The sequence below is a fragment of the uncultured Candidatus Kuenenia sp. genome, from assembly GCF_900696675.1.
In the GTDB taxonomy this organism is placed as follows: domain Bacteria; phylum Planctomycetota; class Brocadiia; order Brocadiales; family Brocadiaceae; genus Kuenenia; species Kuenenia stuttgartiensis_A.
The window spans coordinates 33460-53597 of sequence record NZ_CAADGZ010000010.1 but is presented as its reverse complement, the minus strand read 5'-3'; the positions used below and the strand labels follow the sequence as shown (position 1 = coordinate 53597).

15 protein-coding genes are annotated in these 20138 nt (G+C 41.1%); 10 read left to right on the top strand and 5 right to left on the bottom strand.

Annotated features, from left to right (window positions below; translation table 11 throughout):
• The 5 genes from QZT26_RS03295 to QZT26_RS03275 form a co-directional block, all read right to left on the bottom strand.
• The coding region (locus QZT26_RS03295; protein ID WP_295100617.1) for a Druantia anti-phage system protein DruA at positions 1–443 on the bottom strand (443 nt) is incomplete at its 3' end.
• Between the two features lie 1453 nt (positions 444–1896).
• Positions 1897–2913: an Rpn family recombination-promoting nuclease/putative transposase gene (locus QZT26_RS03290; RefSeq protein ID WP_295100615.1), complete on the bottom strand. Its 1017-nt coding sequence runs from the start codon at positions 2911–2913 to the stop codon at positions 1897–1899.
• A gap of 117 nt (positions 2914–3030) precedes the next feature.
• Positions 3031–3153 (bottom strand): hypothetical protein, encoded by a 123-nt coding sequence (locus tag QZT26_RS03285; RefSeq protein WP_295100612.1) that lies wholly within the window; start codon positions 3151–3153, stop codon positions 3031–3033.
• Positions 3154–3926: 773 nt separating this feature from the next.
• Positions 3927–4256 carry a ribbon-helix-helix domain-containing protein gene (locus QZT26_RS03280; protein WP_164995339.1) on the bottom strand — a complete coding sequence of 110 codons (330 nt, stop codon included), beginning with the start codon at positions 4254–4256 and terminating at the stop codon, positions 3927–3929.
• A gap of 416 nt (positions 4257–4672) precedes the next feature.
• Positions 4673–6439, bottom strand: a complete 1767-nt coding sequence (locus QZT26_RS03275; protein ID WP_295100610.1) for a YihY/virulence factor BrkB family protein — start codon at positions 6437–6439, stop codon at positions 4673–4675.
• Between the two features lie 570 nt (positions 6440–7009).
• Between QZT26_RS03275 and QZT26_RS03270 the strand changes: the two genes are divergently transcribed.
• The 10 genes from QZT26_RS03270 to QZT26_RS03225 all read left to right on the top strand — a co-directional run bounded on the left by QZT26_RS03270 (position 7010) and on the right by QZT26_RS03225 (position 20138).
• Positions 7010–8455 carry a glycosyltransferase family 39 protein gene (locus QZT26_RS03270; RefSeq protein WP_295100608.1) on the top strand — a complete coding sequence of 482 codons (1446 nt, stop codon included), beginning with the start codon at positions 7010–7012 and terminating at the stop codon, positions 8453–8455.
• 237 nt (positions 8456–8692) lie between these two features.
• A complete protein-coding gene (locus tag QZT26_RS03265) occupies positions 8693–9934 on the top strand; it encodes an SDR family oxidoreductase (RefSeq protein WP_295100606.1) in 1242 nt (413 codons plus the stop codon).
• Positions 9931–10296, top strand: coding sequence for an SCP2 sterol-binding domain-containing protein (locus tag QZT26_RS03260; RefSeq protein ID WP_099326248.1), 366 nt, complete (start codon positions 9931–9933; stop codon positions 10294–10296). The genes QZT26_RS03265 and QZT26_RS03260 overlap by 4 nt, the downstream gene beginning before the upstream one ends.
• A gap of 548 nt (positions 10297–10844) precedes the next feature.
• Positions 10845–11411 carry a DUF5666 domain-containing protein gene (locus QZT26_RS03255; protein WP_295100604.1) on the top strand — a complete coding sequence of 189 codons (567 nt, stop codon included), beginning with the start codon at positions 10845–10847 and terminating at the stop codon, positions 11409–11411.
• Between the two features lie 12 nt (positions 11412–11423).
• Positions 11424–13703 carry an MMPL family transporter gene (locus QZT26_RS03250; protein WP_157820660.1) on the top strand — a complete coding sequence of 760 codons (2280 nt, stop codon included), beginning with the start codon at positions 11424–11426 and terminating at the stop codon, positions 13701–13703.
• Between the two features lie 105 nt (positions 13704–13808).
• On the top strand, positions 13809–15071 hold the full coding sequence (locus tag QZT26_RS03245; RefSeq protein ID WP_099326244.1) for a hypothetical protein: 1263 nt from the start codon (positions 13809–13811) through the stop codon (positions 15069–15071).
• A 515-nt stretch (positions 15072–15586) separates the two neighbouring features.
• On the top strand, positions 15587–17602 hold the full coding sequence (locus QZT26_RS03240) for a U32 family peptidase (RefSeq protein WP_099326243.1): 2016 nt from the start codon (positions 15587–15589) through the stop codon (positions 17600–17602).
• 154 nt (positions 17603–17756) lie between these two features.
• Positions 17757–19040, top strand: coding sequence for an aspartate aminotransferase family protein (locus tag QZT26_RS03235; RefSeq protein ID WP_230408008.1), 1284 nt, complete (start codon positions 17757–17759; stop codon positions 19038–19040).
• Positions 19041–19138: 98 nt separating this feature from the next.
• Positions 19139–19711 carry a cytochrome b N-terminal domain-containing protein gene (locus tag QZT26_RS03230; RefSeq protein ID WP_099326242.1) on the top strand — a complete coding sequence of 191 codons (573 nt, stop codon included), beginning with the start codon at positions 19139–19141 and terminating at the stop codon, positions 19709–19711.
• A gap of 169 nt (positions 19712–19880) precedes the next feature.
• Entirely contained in the window at positions 19881–20138 is a 258-nt protein-coding gene (locus QZT26_RS03225) for a hypothetical protein (RefSeq protein ID WP_099326241.1), read from the top strand.

Genomic DNA, 20138 nt, shown 5'->3' with positions numbered 1-20138 from the left:
CGACTGTTATTGATAACAAACGTATGATTCCGCTTACGTGCTTCCTCCGTCCATCCTATCCACTCGTCGCGACTTTCCACCCGTCTGGCACAGGCACTATAACTTAGCCCTCCTATCCATCCGTAATATTCACTGCGTACAAGATACCGAAGTTGCGCCCCGCATAGGGGCCCACTTCCAAGATAATGATGCGCTTCTAACATGCTACGCCAAAGTTTCGAATGGAATCTCGTTGTAACCCGTATAATCTCTACGTCACCCAACTCCGCTAGCTCGCATGACACTTCCGCAATCGGAGGCGCCTCCGCAGGTTTATTGACTTTTTGAAATGCATAATGCCTGTTCACCTTTGGAAGATTGATCTCTTTACGACGATCCAATTCCAACAACGCCTTGCGACAACTCATCTCTTGCAAACGGCCCGCTTGATTCCTCCAGTCCATCCATTCACATACCAGACGCGACAGTTTACGACGCGATAGGCACGGTTCCTTTTGGATAGTTTCTGATAAACGCTTTATTACATCATCTGAAAATATTCGACCTCCTACTCTATGCATGTACACAGTGTAACATACGGTTAACACGGTGTCCAGCAAAAAATATGGGTCATCCCCAGCATATAAGAGAGAAACGCAAAATGCGGTACATGCATCAACTCGGGTCTGCCGAATGAGTTATACTGTATACAGGAAAATGCTTCGCCCCCTACAAATTATATTTCCTTTGGCAGCAACTTTTTTTACTTGATATGGCTTTGCTTATTTATTGGCTTTCACAGAGATTACCATAAACAAAAAATATTGGAGACATATTTTTATTCTTGTTGTTGCAATTAATTCTTTCTTTCTTTCTTTCTTTTCAATCTACGAGAGGCTTCTCTGGCGTTGCCTCTCGTTGTAATATGGCAAATAGCCCCTTCAAATTCTATTCTTTGTTTTTTTACCCACCCCTTACCCGCAGAGAAAACGTAGTGCATCCCGTCTTTCCAAGGGGAAACTATGATTGAATTTTTTAAACATAAGCCATAGACAATCTTCCAATGTAGAGCGAAAAGGCTCTTCGCTCTACAACTAAAACGTTGAAATTTTTAACGTAAGATTAGGTTAGCAACTTTAATACCAATATCTTTGGCAAAATGGTTGCGGAGATATGAAGTAAAGAATGTTGAATCCGTGAGGGGAGGGAAGAGGTGATGGATAGGGGAGGCAGAAGGCAGGAGGCGTTAAGTGATAAGTGGTCCGTGATAAAAAGATAACAAATTAGACCTTCGGCGATTTTTAACTGAATAAACAAAAAGGGGAGACGCATGCAATGCGTCTCTACAAAAACTTTTGTAACACTTTAGTTTTTTGAAAAATTCCAATAATAGCGCTACTTGTCGTATAAGTGTAGGGGCGGAGCATTTGCTATAAATGGTTGTGGGTGCATTCCTGATTTTTTGTAACTTCCGCTATGTTTTAATGAAACGTTGCAGTAGTGTTAACCCTGTCAGGGTTGTTCGTCCTGACCCCATTATTAACGGTTACAAAAAAACGGGAATGCTCCCACGGTTGCTGCTCGTTCCTCACTTGAAATATCTAAGCCCACTAAATTCATGTAGTGCGACGAACCTCGTCGTACTACAGAGGACAATTTCCAGTTTCAAAAAACTAAAGTGTTACAAAAAAAGAGGTTTTTATAGTGTAATACTGTAAATTAATTAAAATTTTTCTACGATAAAGAGGAAAATTTTTTCATAAGCAGAAAGTGTTAGGAAAAAAGTGTATAAAAAATATACATGATGTTAAAAAAATAGAAGCCCGGACAATTAAATTCCTCAGGACTTTTGTGAGTATAGTTCTCGATGAATTTAGTCCTTTCCCTATTTCCTGGATAAAATATGGGTTTTTCTTGTTAGAGCAATTTTTCAATTTCTTCCATATTTTTTGATATCTTTACCGCTTCTTTTATTGCCTCCAGCTTCTCTATCACTGCTATTTTACTGATACGTTCCAGAAGCTTTAAACCTTCAACGCCATACTTTAGCTCCAAACCAATCTCTATCGCCTCCTTTAGACCTTCTATCCGGCCTTCTACTCTACCTTCTACTCTACCTTCTACTTTACCTTCTACTTTACCTTCCTCTATACCAGCCAACTTGCCTTTCTCTATTAATCGAGCCGCTATTGTCATACTCAATTTACCTCCTTCCTCTGATACCTCTTTCAGGGTATCTATTACCCGTTCTTCCGATATATCCGACGCATAGTACAAATACCTGATTACACTTTCCAGAAACTTTAATCCTTCACCCTCTTCAAAATACTGCTTCCCTATTTCAAAGAATACCTTTAGCTTATCTCCCAGAATTTTGTCATTATATATGTTCCTCATTAATAACATGGTTATTTGAAGGGATGCCCTTCTAAATACCTTGTCCTTTATTTCCTCGTTACTGTAGAAACTCAGATCAGTCAGCAGATATTCAAACTCCGGTATAAATCTAAAGAATACCTCGTCTATCCCTTCAAAATAGTCTCTGAATCGCCTGACGTTCCACGTCTCTTTGCCATGATACAATATCACCGGAATTACCGGTATGAGCCTTTGCGCCTGTTTGCTGTTCGATTCCCATATCTTTAAAAGGTATTTCATCAACTGTAGATATGGACATGCTACGGCATAACTCTTATGCTCGAATAAAAGGGTTATCCGGAGTTCTTTGTCTTTACAGAAACAGGTGTATACAATGTCTGAAAAATGTTCTTTGAGTTCCTCGTCGATATATGAGTTATTATCCTGTGTTAAAGTGGATAAATCCAGCTTTTTTAAAATTTCCGGGGGAAACGTCCCGCGAAGAAAATCGATTGCATTCTCCCGTATGGAAAATGTCTCTTTGAAAAATTTGTCGTGTGGATTGAACACCTCCATAAATGCAAGTCCTCCGTTTTTTCTATAAAAATCTTTACCTCAAAGAAGGTTTATCCTTTATCTACTTTTGATTTTAAAGGATATTTTTACGGATTTTCAAGGTTGTCAATTTCCAGATCAACATCTAAATCCGGCCAATATAACCGGAAGACCGTAGATATGAACTACCATAATCACCTTTATTTTCTTATTCCCTTTTCTATCAATCTCATCCTCAAGCTTAATCTTGAGTTTCCCCACATCCATATTCCAGGTAATGGGGGCCAGAATCTACCAAAACTGGTATTGCACCTGCACGAACTAGTATTGTTTTGATTAGGCGATTAGTAGATTCATATAATTTGTTTAGCTTGTGGTCAATCATACTTATATCTGCCTGGTGAAAATATCTTACTCTTAAACGATATTCCAGTAAATTCTTGCATTTCAACCTGCTTTGACTCTTTCAGATTAAAAAATTACGCTTGAAAAAAGACTAACATGACCGATCTGGCTCGAAAATAAGACTACAAAAAATAGTTTAAGTACAGATACTACAACACGATATGGTTATAAAACCATTTTTCATCGTTTCTGGGTGTTGCAAATGAAACATGATGACCGATGACTCATTTTGTCATTACGCGGGTATCCGTTTTGTCATTGCGAGGGTCTTTTCCGAAGCAACCTCATAAACCGTAATAGAGATCCTTCCATCCTGCATTCATTCCATTAATTAATTCTATTTTTTAGCCCTTGAGCCACCCTTAATTTGCTTCTTTCTCCCGCGATATGGCGTCTCTTATGTCACAAAATATCTCGTAGTATATTGATTGCTTCGGAAAAGACCCTCGCAATGACAAGCGGAGCCCCCCCCTGCAATGACAAGCAGAGACCTTGTAAATTACAAGCTGATACCTTTTGGATGGCCCTATACATTTGAACCGGTACAGAAACAGAAATGCCAGATGTTTCCGACTCGAAAGTAAAACTACAAAAAATAGCTCAAGCACAGGTACCGCAATATGATATGGTTATAAAACCATTTTCATCGTTTCTGGGTGTTGCAAATGAAACATGATGACTACTTGTGGCATTTTACCCTCAAACTGGAAGCTTGTGTTACTATTCCTTCCCCTCCCCGCTAATGGCATTTTTACAAAAAATCGGGAATGCTCCCCATCGGGCTGGTCAGCCTTCGTAACTGCTTTTTTAATCTCCCGTATCTGCCATTCGTTAGCCTCAATAAATTCATTGATTGCCGTGGACACAAGATAGGACTTTGATCTTGCCATAGCCGCAGCAAGACATTCAAGCCTTTGCTTTGTCTTTTCGTCTATTCTTATTGTTAATGTAGTGCCCATTTCCGCACCTCCTTTTAATACGCAATAACACTTTGTGTTACATTGTGCAACGCTATAAGTTCTCCTCATTTGTATCAATTAACCGAAAACTTCCCTTAAGGCATCAACGACTACTTTTGCAACCTCACTCAAAGCTGCAAAGGTATTAAAATGCAATACCAACGATTTTTTGCAATCCGTCAGGATATCTGGTTCTCAGAAGCCAAATCGTGATTTACTATCTGTCTGGTGGCTGTCAATGTATAGACGCATTGCATGCGTCTTTCCGCTGTGTCAACATATTCTTTACGCGCAGCAGTTTCCAGACGCATGCAATGCGTCTCTACAAAAATATTAAAATTCCTAAACATAAATATTTTTACAATTTCATTATTCTGGTTCATTATTCCGGCATAATCCCATGTTCCATAATAAACTTACTGATTACATGTGACCATGTTCTGCGCCCCCGCATCCTGAATAATATCTTTCATGGTAAATCTCATACGATGCTTTATAGCATCCTGGAGGTCGTCAAGAAGTTTTACCATTTTTTGGTCCAAAGGTGACAGAGAAACAGGCATGTATTTTTCACCAAAATTTCTCATCGCAAATAGTATTTCATCCAAGTGGATTGCATCTAAGTCCTTTCCAGGCATGTAGTATAAATATTTTTCTGTGGGGATTTCTACAATCAGGGATGCCTTGGAAAGTTTGGATATAATCTCTTGAACGGTTTCAATGGGAATGCTCAGCGCTCCGGATAACCCCTCCGTTGACCATCGTTCGCCCTTTCCGTATAAAAACTGTGAGGATATCCGTTCCATAATAAAAAGTCCCAAAAGTTCCCTTGATGCATAGTTTATATCAATGGCTTGACTTTTCAGCTTAATAAACCGTATGTTTTGGATAACATATGAAATCACTGCTCCAAAAAGAACAACGTTCCAGCTCATCTGCAACCACAACAGAAAGAAAGGGACTGCTGCGAATGCGCCATAAATCAGGTTATATCGTGCAAGTCCTATCTGGCTTTTAAAATAAAAGACCTGGAGTATATAAAAAAGCGTTCCGCCTATCATCCCGCCGATTATCCCCGGAATGACCCTCACCCTGGTGTTTGGCAGAAAAATATAAACGGAAATAAATGCCACCCACAGCGCAACAATAGGCAAAAACAACCCCAATGTACTCAAATAAATCTTGCCGAACCCTATTTTATTTAAGAGGGTGACGAGTTTTTCATTCGTTAAAACAGCCGTAATTGTTGTCGATGTCAGAATAAGAATGGGAAAGACAAACATTATGCTGGTGTAGTCGGTAAACTTTCTGAAGACCGAACGGGATTTTTTAATCTTCCAAATATCATTAAAGGAGGCCTCAATATTACCTATCGTGTTGATTACAAAAAAGAGGAGAAATGTAAGCCCAATTGCACCAAGGTACCTAAAACTTGTTCTGTCGACAAAGTGCATAATCTGTTTTTTATAGAGGAAAGCATTTAAGCTGATGTTTGAAGGTATGGAAAGGACAGAAGATTCGATGCGTTCTTTCAGTTCATTTTTTGCTTTTTCACTGCTAAAATCTACAGATGCAATGATATGTGCAAGCTTCTCTTTGTATTTTTTAATGGCTGTTTTCGCCTCTTCTTCTTCTTCTTTTGCTGCTGCTGCTGATATTTGCACATAAGATGCATCATGAGTGTTGTCGTTAGAGGAATCCCCTGATGTATAGGGTTTTGTAGAAAGTATTTCTCCTCCAGGGGGAAGAATGAACCCTTCAAAGGCCTCGATAGCGCTGAGAATCTCTTCACGGGCAGCAGGTTCTGAAAAATCAAGCTTGTCAATCTGTTGAAAAAGCCCCTGCTTAAAACTGATAAAGGCAGAAACCACCTCACCGCCGGGTAGATTAAAAATATTGGTGTTGATTTTTTGCTCCAGCACTTTTTCAGCACCAAGTCCTTTTGAAACAGATAAAACAAAAGCCATGAGTGGAATGAGTGATACAATTGAAATGAAGGTTAACGCTGATGCCTTTAACAGACATCGGCCTTCAGTGAATTCGCTTACTACGAGGGCGCAAAATTTTACCACCCGGCGCAAAAGCCACAGGATAGCAGAGGTCTCTCTCTCCTCAACCCAGAGATCAACCTTGATGAATTTTTTTATTCTATCAAAATATAAAACTGTTTTCTTTAAAGTCATTGTTTTACTTATTATTATGACAAAGATGAAAGAACAATATGGTCACCCGGTTTCTATTGATTAAATCGTCCCCGACCGAACCCAAACATTTGACATTGTTAACGGTGAGACAGGTTACACCTCAGACCAGGCTCGAACTATCAGGTTCAATCTTCAGGCGGGTTCAGGTTGGTAACCTGAACCCGCCTGGAGATTCTTATCTGTGCTCATATGCGAAATATGTAGAGAAAAAGTGTTTTCGAAGGAAACCGCCGGTAATGCCATGAGGGACTGAACAGAAACCCATATCTTGTCTTAGTTACATCAGGATGCAGTGAAAATCAACAATATTCTTTGCGCAAGTTTCCATACTTTTTTTATTTCCTTGCTATCCAAAGAGATAATCATTGACTGCGCTTGTACATTATTTTTCTCGATTAAATTGATACATGAATCCTGCACAAGAGCAAAAGAAAGAGGGTGAACCATAAGGGATACCCCCTGTTTTTCACTACACGTTTTATGAAATTTTCTTTTAATATTAAAATAACAGTCCTTTTTTTTCTCTGCCTTTTCCTGCGATTTTTCTTTGTGGACAAATACCTGGAAAATGAAGACAGTATTAACTTTGCCATGGGGCTTCATGATTATGATATTTCCCTTCATCAACCGCACTTCCCGGGATATCCGGTATATATTTTCCTGGCGTCTTTGTTTTTAAAAATATTTCACAGCGATGTTGCAGCACTGACGTTGCCGGGCGTATTTTTTGGAAGCCTCACGATATTTCCTCTCTCCTTTCTCACCCGCAGTATGTTTGCTGAAAAAACGGCTATCCTGACAGCCATCCTTTACACAATAAATCCTTTATGCTGGATGCAGTCAGAAAGACCGGCTTCCGACACTACCGGTACGTTTTTTATACTATTGTCCATAAAATTCCTTTTTTCTGCCTTTGATGCCGCACGTTACGGGGCATGTACGCTGAATTATGGGAAAAATGCTTCCGTTTCATACCATCTTTTTTGGCGTGTGAAAAAGAATGCGCATTTATATGGCGGATACTGTCTTTTCTTTGGCAGCTTGTTTTTAGGTATTGGCCTTGGGGTCAGGCTTTCGTATTTTCCCTTTGTTCTTTTATGGATGGGAACTTTGCTGTACTACGCCTTTCACCGAATACATCTTGAAATGAATAGTATCTTTTTTGGCATCACTGGACTTTTTGCTGGTATATGCCTGTGGTTTATTCCTCAAATAAATTACACGGGGATAACCCCTTTTTTTTACCACGCTTTTTCCTTTACACATGGACATTTTACGGATTGGGGCGGCTCTGTACTCACCTTTGGCGGATGGGAAAGGGTGCTGTGTATTGTCCGGCCTTTTTTGGAATTAGAGTTAGGCGACTGGCGGCATACTCTTTATTATCTCAGCGTCATTCAGTTCGCTATTGCAGTGCTTTCCATATTATTCGCCTTTCGGTTTTTTCCGGCAGACGGCAAACGGTTTTTCTGCATAATGTATGCAGTTCCCTACACGATTTGGATAATCTTTGGGCAAAACGTTGCAAACACACGCCATTTTCTACCGCTGCTCCCATTAATCCTAATGTTTATTGCGTTTGGATTAGGGAAAATATGCGAAGTTTGGGGGAAAAGACTTTTCCTGATCCTTGTTATAACGCTTATTATTGCAACCTCTTCACTCTCTCTCACTGCAATTATCCAACATCGTCGCAGTGTTCCGGCGTCAACACAACTCATTCAGTATATTAAAACACATTTCAAAAATACCTCTGTCAGAATTTATTGCTTTGATGGGAAAAAAAGGTTCTTCGATTATTATCTACCACACTGGGATGCGAGGAACGTAAGGGAAGTGCCGGATATCTATTTTGACCTTCAGTCATCACTCGTTAATCCAGAAACCATTCTTATAGTAAAAAAAGGTAAAAATAATCCCCTGTCAGACAAACAATTTTCGCACATCGTTACGTTTGAAGGATTTTCATTATTTGAAATTTCCCAAAAAAACTAACTTGTCAAAACGATTGTAATAATTACAAACAGCACATGTAATTGTTACACATTTTAGCCCTCTAAAAACCTCCGTTTTCTCCAAAAATAAAAACCATTTCCCATAAGTATCGATGTATTATTGCCATACAACTCTATAGCAACTTTACACAATACATGGCACTATCATTGCTCATGTTAGCGGCATATATATTTTTTTATTCATTTGAAAATAATACCGTTAGTAAAGACGATGAGAATGAAAACACTGCTTATTACGGGAGCAACCGGATTCCTTGGCGGTTGCCTTACAAGTAAATATCTGGAGGAAGGATATCGTCTCAGGATTATTGCAAGAAATCTACGGGGATTGCCGTTAAAGGAGAAGATGGATAAAATCTTCCCGGATAAAACGACAGAGGAAAGAAATGCATTTTCCGATCGTATTGAACTACTTGAAGGAGATATTTCAACGGAAAATCTGGGATTATCTGAAGCAGATTATTTACGGCTGGCAGGCACTGTTGATATGGTGGTGCACTGCGCTGCCGCCACAAAATTTGAAAATGATGCGAACGATATTCTTACTCAAACTAATATATATGGTTCGTTGCACGTCGCCGGATTCTGCGCACGGAAGAAAGTCAAGCGTTTTCATTATGTGAGTACTGCATATGTAGCGGGAAACAGAAGAGGAATCGTCTTTGAACATGAGCTTGAGAAAGGGCAGAAATTCAATAATAACTATGAACAATCAAAATATGAGGCGGAAAGACGCATCTCCTCATTAGCAAAACAACAGGGTATTCCGTTAACCGTTTACCGTCCCAGTATTATTGCCGGCGATTCAATAACAGGGTACACAAAAAACTACGATAATATTTATGCATTTTGCAGGGAGCTTGTTTGTCTTAATGATTATGAAACACGAAGGAAATCAGGAAACGACAGCCTTATTCAGGGAAGGCATGAGGTACGCCCTGTTTCATTGAGAATACCCGGAGATAAACACAGCACGATAAATCTTATCCCGATAGACTATGCGACAAATGCTATTTTTCATATCTCCAAACAAGAGGAGGCCGCAGGCAAAATATTTCATATTGTCAACCCTACGCCCCCCACGATAGAAGAGATTGCGGAATGGTTAAAAGTTGCCACCGGTATTTACCGCGTAAGAGTCGTCCCGCAACATGAATTTAGTGCCTCCGCACCAAATGCATTGGAAAAGAGTTTTTTCAGAAGAAACAAGGCGTTTCAGCCATACATGTTTGGAGAAGCTTGTTTTGATTCTGCAAATACAAGGGCCTTTCTCGCAGGTGCAAATATAGACTGTCCATTAATAACACAGGAGTTTATTAGCCGTAGTATTCAATACGCAATACAAACAAAATGGGGAAAGAAAGGAGCGGACAGGGAATACCGAGAAAGAGAATACGAAGTGGAAGGAACAGGGGATCACCAAAAGACCGGTAACAATAGTTTGGTGTCAAACATATGAGCGAAAGGCCTGAAATACCCGCAATACTTACGCACAGGGAATATTTTGAGTCACTATTCATGGACAGGGTAAACAAATCCCCCCTTCCCAAAATCGATACCCTGAATGCCATTATCCAATTTCAGATAACTGATGATAGTGAGGGGGTGTGGAACGTTGTAATTGAAAAAGGGCTTGTAAGAGAGGTAACAAAAAGAACGATTGATAATCCGACATGCGTCTTCCTTTTGGACAGCGCAACGTTCCTCTCCATAGTGAAAAGGGAAATAACCCCTCAACAGGCTTTTTTTCAGGGTAAAGCTGATATTAAAGGGGATATCCTGTTAGCGTTGAAGATGAATATACTGGTCGGGTATATGTAAATAATTGTAACACTTTAGTTTTTTGAAAAAACAAAAATGCTCGTTCCCAAGCCGGAGCTTGGGAACGAGCGTTTTTTTCATATAACTAAAGTGTTACAAATAATTATGTATTGTAGCGGCAAGGCGTGCTTTGTCACTACTCGTGGAGAACATTCCCGATTTTTTGTAGCTATTCATGGGGGTCAGGACGACACAACCCTGTCAGGGTTAACACTACGGCAACGTTTCATTAAAACATGGCGGAAGTCACAAAAAATCAGGCATGCACCCTACTCGGGAACGAACATTTTTGCTTTTGCAAAAATCCAGGCAGGTTCAGGTTTGCAACCTGAGCCTATGAGTTTATGCGTATAATGGGGCCATGTACCGCTGTAAAAATCCCTGTTTGGCATCTGGAATTTATTTGTCATTTTTCTGCTAATAGAAAGCTGGATTGGAAGTATAAAACATTTGGTTCAGATTACAAACCTAAACCCGCGAAGTATTGGTTCTATTTGACCTGCAAAACAAATATTAAAAAAACATTTTTAACAAAAGGAGAAAAAAGTATGTTAACGCACATGAAACGTATCACACTCAACACCATAATTGCCGGCATGTTTACTCTAGCCGCTGCATTCCCTCTCTATGCGGCAAAAAAAGGTGCGATGGTTGGGAAGATCAGCAGTCTTGACGAGACGAATGAAACAATCATGTTGATGGATGATCTCGTGGAGGTAAATTGCATCGATGCAAAGCTACGTATAAAAGGAGTTGATGACCCGACACTTGTCGACCTTAAAGTGGGCGATACAGTGAAGGTAAAGGGAGATGCAGGCAGTTCAAGTGTTATTGAGGCAAGCAAGGTGAAAGAACCGGTAAAACTGAATAAAAAATATGACGGAAAATTTTCCGGAGAAACCAGGCAGGTAAATACGTCAAAAAAAACCTTTGAACTCCTCGGACAGGAAATTGACGCCAGCAGTCTCTCCAGCGTTACTATGAGTTCCAGAAAGATTTCATTTGATAACATGGTATCGGGGGTACAGGTGTATGTAAACGCTTCCGTTAAAAATGGGAAACTGGTTGCCAACACGATGGAGATTAGTTCGAAAAGCTGTAATTTTTGTCATTAATTTTAAAATACCGTGAAAAGATATCTTCACATACTTCTTTCTTACAGAATAGCCATTTTGGTGTGTTTTTTCATCATCACCGCTTTTTTAGGTTTCTTTGCCAAAGGGATGAAGACGGACAATTCCATAGAAATCTGGCTTTCAGAAGATGATAAAGATTTAGCGTACTACAATGAGTTTTTAAAGAAATTCGGGGACGAAGAGTTTCTGGTGGTTGCATTCAGTGCGGTCAATCTTTTTAGCCGGGAATATATGCAGCAGATCAGTACGCTTGCCGGAAAGATAAAAAACCTCGATGGTATCGTCACCGTTGCCTCACTGGCGGATGTATTTAAAAGCAAGGTCACATCGCCGCTTTTTAAGGAAAAGCTGAAGACATATGGGCGCCGTTCGGTAATGAACGTCTTTAAACAGGAGGTACGCACTGATCCTGTTTACCAGAATACGATTATTTCCAAAAACGGCAGAACCACGGCAATTGTAGCAACGGTAAAATGCGCAGGCCCTGAAGCACGAAAGAAACTGGTGGCTGATGTAAAAAAAGTACTTAAAGAAACAGGTGTGAAATCTGCTGCTACCACAAAAAAACAACGCCCGTATTATCTTGCGGGACCGTCGGTGGTAAATGCAGAACTGGACCGTATGTCAAAAAAAGACATGGAGAAATTTACTCCCCTGATGTTTGTCGTATCCATTGTTGTGCTGGGATGTTTGTTTCGTACTGTTTCAGGGGTAGTAATCCCTGTTGTAACGGTAGGCGTCTGCATTACATGGATTACAGGAATATTTGTATTAATGGGTCATACAATGAATATGATAGCAAACATGCTGCTCCCGCTGACGTTTATCATTTCACTTTCAACCTCTATCCGGTTAATTAATTACTATTACCACGAAAGGCGGATTTACGAAACACTGCAGCACGTCAGCATTCCGGTTCTTATGGCAAGTATTACCACTGCCATTGGTTTTGCGTCACTCATGACGAGCAGCATTCCCCCCGTATTTACCACCGGCTTATTTATGAGCGGCAGTGCGATTCTTTCGTATGTCGTCAGTATAACGCTTGTGCCAATACTGCTTTCTTTTATTCCCCTGCAGAAGGAGCGCAGTGTGAATGTCTCCTCCCGCAATGACTATGCACTACCCTTGTTCTTTAAAATAGGGCAGTTTACGGTGAAGAACAAAACGATCCTTCTTTCAGCAGGTTTTGCTGTTTTCATTATTTCGGTAATCGGTATTACAAAACTCAGGCTGGAATCAGACCTTATGACCTCTTTCCCGAAAAAGAGCAGTATTGCAAGGGACAATAAATATATTGAAAAACATCTAACGGGTTTGCTACCTGTTGAGATTGTTGCCGAAACGTCCGCCGGCACAAGTATATTTCAACCAAATATCCTGAATGCTGTTGTTGCACTGCAAAAACATCTGCGCGGAATACCTGAAATAACACATTCAATTTCTATCGCTGACTACATTATGAAAACACACCAGATACTCAATAATAATAAAAAAGAATATTACACACTGCCTGCATCGGAAAAGCGTTCTGCGGATTACGTAAAACTTGCTTCCCTATACGGCGATACCTATGTTGATACCCTTTATACTAAGGAACATTCCGACGCGAGGGTTTCCGTAAGGATGAAACAAGTCGGTTCAAACAGATATCAAGCCATCATTGAATCAGTAAAAGCATTCATAGATACCCGTTTAAACACGGCTTCACTGTCATGGCACGTAACGGGTATTGTTCCGCTTTTGATCAATGTACAGGACAATATTCTCCGAAGCGAGATTTACTCGTTTTCCCTGGCATTTATTCTTATGTTTATTGCCACAACCATCGTACTGAAATCGGTGAGGCTAGGTCTTGTCAGTGTTATTCCCAATCTGATTCCCATAACGGTAACGCTTGGCCTGATGGGATTTGCCGGCATGAGACTCGATGCAGCTACCATTATGATAGCAAGCATTGCACTGGGAATATCGGTGGATGACACGATACATATATTTTATCGATTCAGGAAAGAATTATCCCTTGACGGCAATTATCAGGAAGCTGTCTGCCGCACGATGTTCAGGGTGGGAAGGGCTGCCGTTTTTACCTCAATAACCGCCGCATTTGGGTTTATGGTATTCTCCTTTTCCAGTTTTAAACCGATACAATATTTTGGTGTACTTACCGGTATTACAATGCTCAGCGCACTGGTATCAGATTTGTTACTATCGCCAAGCTGCCTGATGCTGTTGAAACCAAATACTGGTGAAATCCGAAACAAATTCTAATGACAAAATAATTGAAATGCTAAACAAGTGCATCTTTCGTATTTCTTACTACGTAACATGAGTTGCATGGTTTGAAAATTAATATTCAGTTGGTGAATAACTACTATGTTTTTAGAACAAGATAAAAAAAATACGATAACAACTGACAACGTGATTCCGTACCTGGTGGGAAATTCACAACGGAAAAGTGTGCCATATGATTTTCACAATGGACAGGAGGAGGCAAGCGTTGCCGCAAATCAGCATTCGGCTCTTTTACCTCTCCAGAGCGCCAAATGGTATGGGATGCCTTTAGATGCATGGGTACGATATATTGTCTCTCTCCATTTCGATCCATACAATGGTTCGCCGTACTGGCTTCAAAAGGAAAAAGAAGCAGGGATTGACGCGAGAAAAGATATTTTATCATTTGAAGACCTGCGGTTGATTGGCCCTATGGAAGAAAATGACCTTCGCCGTTTTCCATTGGAGTATTTCATTCCGCATCTTTATCTTAAAAACAAGGCGCAGTTTATTTTGGGGGAAACTGCGGGAACGACTGGTCAGCCGAAAGTGACTGCATATCTAAAAGAAGAGTTTGCGGTAATATTTGTGGACTGGTTCAGATATATCGCAGAAAAAAGAGGATTCCCCAAGAAGGCAAACTGGCTGTGGGCAGGGCCCGGGGGGCCTCATATTATAGGAAAGGCAGTAGGTCCTGTTGCCAACAGCATGGGGAGTATGGATCCATTTTCCATAGACCTTGACCCCCGCTGGCTAAAAAAATTAGCCCCTGGGTCACTGGGATACAAACGATATATTAACCACATAATTGAACAGACGCTTGATATATTACAGCGCCAGCACATAGAAGTTCTTTATACAACCCCCCCTTTACTGGAACGACTGGCAGCAGAAATGAATCAGGAACAACGGATGCGGATACGCGGCGTTCATTACGGCGGGGTATCCATACTACCGGAACAATACAATAATTTCAGAGAGCATCTTTTCCCTAATGCGGTGCATATTGCAGGGTATGGGAATACACTTTTTGGTTTGTGTATGGAGCTTGAGGCTTCAATGAACGGGGATTTGGAGTATTTTCCACCAGGCCCCCGTATGGTAGTGCAGTGCATTTCAACAAAAGACGGTATCCGGCCGGATAAAAACCGGCTTAACCACATTGTTGAGTATGGGGAAAAAGGACAGATAGTATGCCATAGACTTGATGAATCTTTTTTTATACCAAATATGTTTGAAAGGGATGAAGCCGTGCGTATTGCACCGACAAAAACGGCAAAATCGCTCGGCATTTTCCAGGACGGCATTAAAAATCCAACACTATTACCCGGTCTTGCATCAAATGCCAAAATTGGGGTTTATTAACAAAGAGATAGTTCATTAGTGCCTTATCAGTAATTTCGTAACTATTCAGCGTAATTTATTAAACTACCGGAGATCAGAGCGCAACTTGTTCCCAAACCTTGTACTGAACATAGTGAAGTATCTGTTTGGGAACGCAATTGCACTGGAAACTTTGTTTCCAGTGAGGGTCTGACTTGACAAATTACAAACTGTCTTAACCCTGTAATTTTATTCCCTATCTATCAGCAAACAGGCGAGAAACCGGAGTTTCTCGAACAAATGCATTCCCAAACTGGAGTTTGGGAACGAGCCGTGTATCGTTTACGCTGAATAGTTACGTTTTTTCTTAGCATTTTTTTGGCGAAATATTTAATGGTCTCTTATGCCGCCGGCAATCTAAAATCTACCGTCGGCAGTCGGCAATCGGCAATCGGCAAATTGCCGATTGAGGACTGAGGATTGAGGATTGAGAACTGAAGACTGAGGACCGTTTTCTCGCTTGTTTATTTCTGGCTATGCCAGCTTAGGGGGATAGTATGAAACAAATAAATAATACCGTTGAACTGCTTGCGCCTGCCGGGCGATGGGACGCTTTTACCACAGTAATAGAATCGGGAGCGGATGCCGTCTATATTGGCGGCAAGAGATTTAATATGAGACTGCACAGGTCTGATTTTAATTTTACCGACGAACAAATTGCCGAGGCAGTCACATACGCACACTCAAGAAATGTAAAACTCTATATTACTGTTAATAACCTTCTCGGCAATGAAGAGTTTGCAACGCTCGCCAATTACCTTGCATTTTTACAGGAAATACACATTGACGCAATAATAGTCCAGGATTTGGGAGTGCTTCATGCAATACAAAACATGGATGTTTCGATACCAATTCACATCAGCACAATGATGAACATTCATAATGTTGAATCTGCCTTGACGCTGAAGGAACAGGGAGTCAAACGTATTGTTACGTCCAGGGATATCCCTCTTTCCCTTGTAAAGGAAATCCATGAAAAGGCGGACATCGAGGTTGAGTACTTCATTCATGGCGACCTTTGCATTTGCCATAGCGGACAATGCTATTCCAGCGGAGTGCTTTTTGGCAAAAGTGCGAATCGCGGCGAATGTATGAAACCATGCAGATGGCATTATACGCTCGTGGAAAGTAATTCGGGACAAACAATAGGCAATTTGCCCTCCGGTTATCTGCTTGCAATAAAAGACATGTGTTTGCTGAAACACATCCCTGACCTTATCCATGCCGGTGTATGCTCGTTTAAGATCGAGGGGAGGATGAGACATGCAGATTATTTAAGAGAAATCGTAGGTATCTATCGTCACGCCATTGATACTTACAGGGATGACCCAATGTCCTACGCCATGAATTCTTCATCATACGAGCAGCTTTATCAGAGCCGTGTACGGGATTTTACAACGGCAATGTCCTTTACGCCATCCTCCGCTTCTCTTGTTGATATTTCCGGGGAACGTGAACCTCTTTTTTTAAGCCGTGCGGCAAAAGAAAGGTCGCTTGCAAAAGAAGATATCTATGATAATCCTTTCGAAACGGCAGAACACTATTCTATGGAGCATGAAATAACCGTTATTCCTCAGTTATCGGTAAACGTAGGGTCAATAAGCGCTTTGATTGCAGCGTTGGATGAAGGCGCTGACCAGATTATCGTAAATGCGGAAGGCTCACAGTTTAGAAAACAGGTATGGACAAAGCTACTGCGGAAAGAAGCATGTGACAGGACAAAAGACGCAGGGAAAATAATAAGATTCGGTACTCCGCGCATAACAACCGCAATAGAAATGAACGACGTTCGATGGCTGTATGAGCAAGCCGTTTCACTGAAAGTGGATGGTGTCCTTGTTCACAATCTTGGAACCGCAAGATTGGCAAAAGAATATGGATTAAAACCTATTGCGGATTATTCATTAAACATACTCAACTCCACCGCATTGCGCTTTTTAGAAAAAAGAGGGATTTGCGGCGTCACCGCTTCACTGGAGTGTTCTTATTCAACGCTGAAACAATTGGTACAAAATGCAGCAGTCCCCGTTGAATGCGTTGCCCATGGCCCTGTTACCGGCATGATTCTTGAACATTGTATCCCTGCCATGATTACATCGAGGTCACATAAAAAAGATCACTGCAGGCAGGTCTGCCAATACATGGGATACGCGCTGAGAGATGAAAGAGGTGAAATACGCCCTATCGAAACGGATCAATACTGCCGTAATCACATTTTACTCGCCAGGGATATTTGCGTGTTGCCGTATCTTGGCGCATTTGTACAAACAGGCGTAAAGGTATTGAGGATCGAAGCGCAATATTATGAAGAGGCTTTCATAAAAACCCTTGTTGGCTTGTATCGAAAGTATTTAAATATTGCAAATGAATATTCCGGCCTTTCATTGCCAATACAAGAAGGCGATTGGGACATGCTGGCAAAAGAAAGTCCGAGGGGGTTTAATTTGGGTGGATATGTACAAGACATAACCCATTCCCGGAGTACTGCAGCGGTAATGAGAAGTATAAAATAGCGGGATGTTCTTAATGCAGTCGGCAAATTGCCGATCGAGGACTGAGGACTGAGGATTGTTCTCTCGCTTGTTCATCTCTTGCTATGCCAGCTTAGTAATTTCAAATTAAATCGCGCACTTACATTATTTCAATAGTAATCGGAGGCATACAACGGTGAACTACATAGGACCTGAAGCCATTCTTCAAAAGAAACAGGAATATCTTATTCCTTGTGTCTATCATTTTTATAAAAAGCCGATGCAGATCGTCCGGGGAGAGATGCAATATCTTTATGACCATAAAGGGAAAAAATATCTGGATCTTTATGGCGGCGTCTCGGTGATGAATGCGGGGCATTGCAATCCTGAAATTGTTGAAAAAATATGTGCACAGGTAAACACGCTGCAACATACTACGACAATATACCTGACACAACCCATTGCAGACCTTGCGGAGAAGTTATCGGAGATTACCCCGGGAAATCTAAAGCGGTCGTTTTTCTGCGCAAGCGGGTCAGAGGCAAATGAAGGCGCTGCGCTTATCTCACAGTTATTTACGAAAAAGAGCAAATTTGTCGCTATTGAGCAGGGTCTTCACGGACGTACAAAGCTGACGATGAACCTTACCGGCATTCCCATGTGGAGGACAGATCCGTATCCATCCGGTAATGTGACACACATCCCCGCTGCATACTGTTACCGCTGCGCCTACGGCCTTACCTATCCCAATTGCGATTTAAAGTGCGCCAGACGTCTTGAGGATGTTGTACGGGATGGAGATTTTGCCGCCTTAATAATTGAACCTATACAGGGAAACGGGGGAATTATTACACCGCCTCCAGAGTATTTTCAACTCATAAGGGAGATTCTCAATAAATATAAGGTACTCCTGATAACAGATGAAGTGCAGACGGGTTTTGGCCGTACCGGAAAAATGTTTGCCATTGAACATTGGGACGTTGTGCCTGATATTATGTGTATGGCAAAGGCATTGGCGAACGGAACACCCCTGGGCGCTTTTATTACCAATGACGCTGTTGCGTCGGCATATACCAGGCCCGGGGCTTCAACAACCGGGGGAAATCCCGTATCAGCAACCGCCGCACTTGCCACAATTGACGTCATTGAGAATTATCGTCTTGTTGAGAAGGCAAAAGAACTGGGCGATTATTTTAAAAACGCATTGAACGATTTGCAGCAAAAATACCGCATTATCGGCGACGTCAGAGGGATGGGCCTTATGCTGGGCGTGGAGCTGGTAAAAGAGGATAAAATCCCGGCGTTTGACGAAACAGATAATATTTTGGAACAGTTAAAGGATCTGGGGATCCTTGCGGGCAGGACAGGTATATCAAGAAATGTACTCACATTCCAACCACCTCTGGTGATTACACAAAACGACATCGACCACCTTTGCATGGTGTTAGGGATAATTTTATCAAAAGTATCAGATGGCTAACTACAGTCAAACAAATCTATGGTCAGAGGCCAGAAGTCAGAAGTCGGAAGTCAGACCATATTTGTTTGGCTATATTGTCAGGAGGTTGCAGGAATTACATGTCTAAACCAGGCGTATCGGGAAATGAATCCCAAAACACGGGTATTTTAAAGGAAATCATCGAAACAAACATAACCAGGAAACTGATCCCTAAAGGATTAAGTTGGTTAGGGTGCATGGGTGGATTATCGCTGCTTGCTTTTTTAATCCAGTTGGGAACAGGCATATTTCTTATGTTCTATTTTATTCCCAGCCCGAATGAAGCGGCAGCAAGTTTTCAGCGTGTGAGCCATAGTGTTCCGTATGGATGGTTGATTCAGCGCATACATTCCGTTGGACCGCATATTATGATTGGAATGGTTTTCAGCCATATGCTCAGGATTTATTTTAAAGGAATTTACCGGCATCCAAGGGAATTACACTGGGTATCTGGGGCAAACCTCCTTATTTTAACACTGCTCATGTATTACACCGGCAGTTTTTTAAAGGCAAATACTGCCGCGGAATTATCGAAATTCCAACTTACTTGTTTTTACACATTACACATTGCCGGTATTCCGCTTGCAATGATGCTCTTTATGGGTATGCATTTTTTTATGGTGAGAAAGACCGGGATATATGAGCAATTATAATTTTCAAAAAACGGAGGGAACGAAACAACTCATAAAAATACATAACGGTAAAATGCTGCAACATAAATTCACTAATACCCACCTCTATTCTGCCGATAAATCCGGTAGCATTGAATGTCAAATTTATTCCGCAAAACAGTAAGACAGACAATTTTAAAAAGAAATTATCATGTTAAATGCGACGGGAAGCACAAATTATACCGCCATTGCAGCACATATCGCAGTTCTCGCCCCAAAGTATGATCCCAAAAAAGAATCTATCCTTAAGAGAACCAAAATACAATCAACAAACAACTCAAACAAGTCCGGGGTAAGCACCGAAGGCGAACCGGAACAACCACATACGGTGCATTCAAAACCGCAAAGCACTGAAAACAATCCGGGATATAATGAAGCGCCTGTTTCCAACATTGACTTTGTCACATAA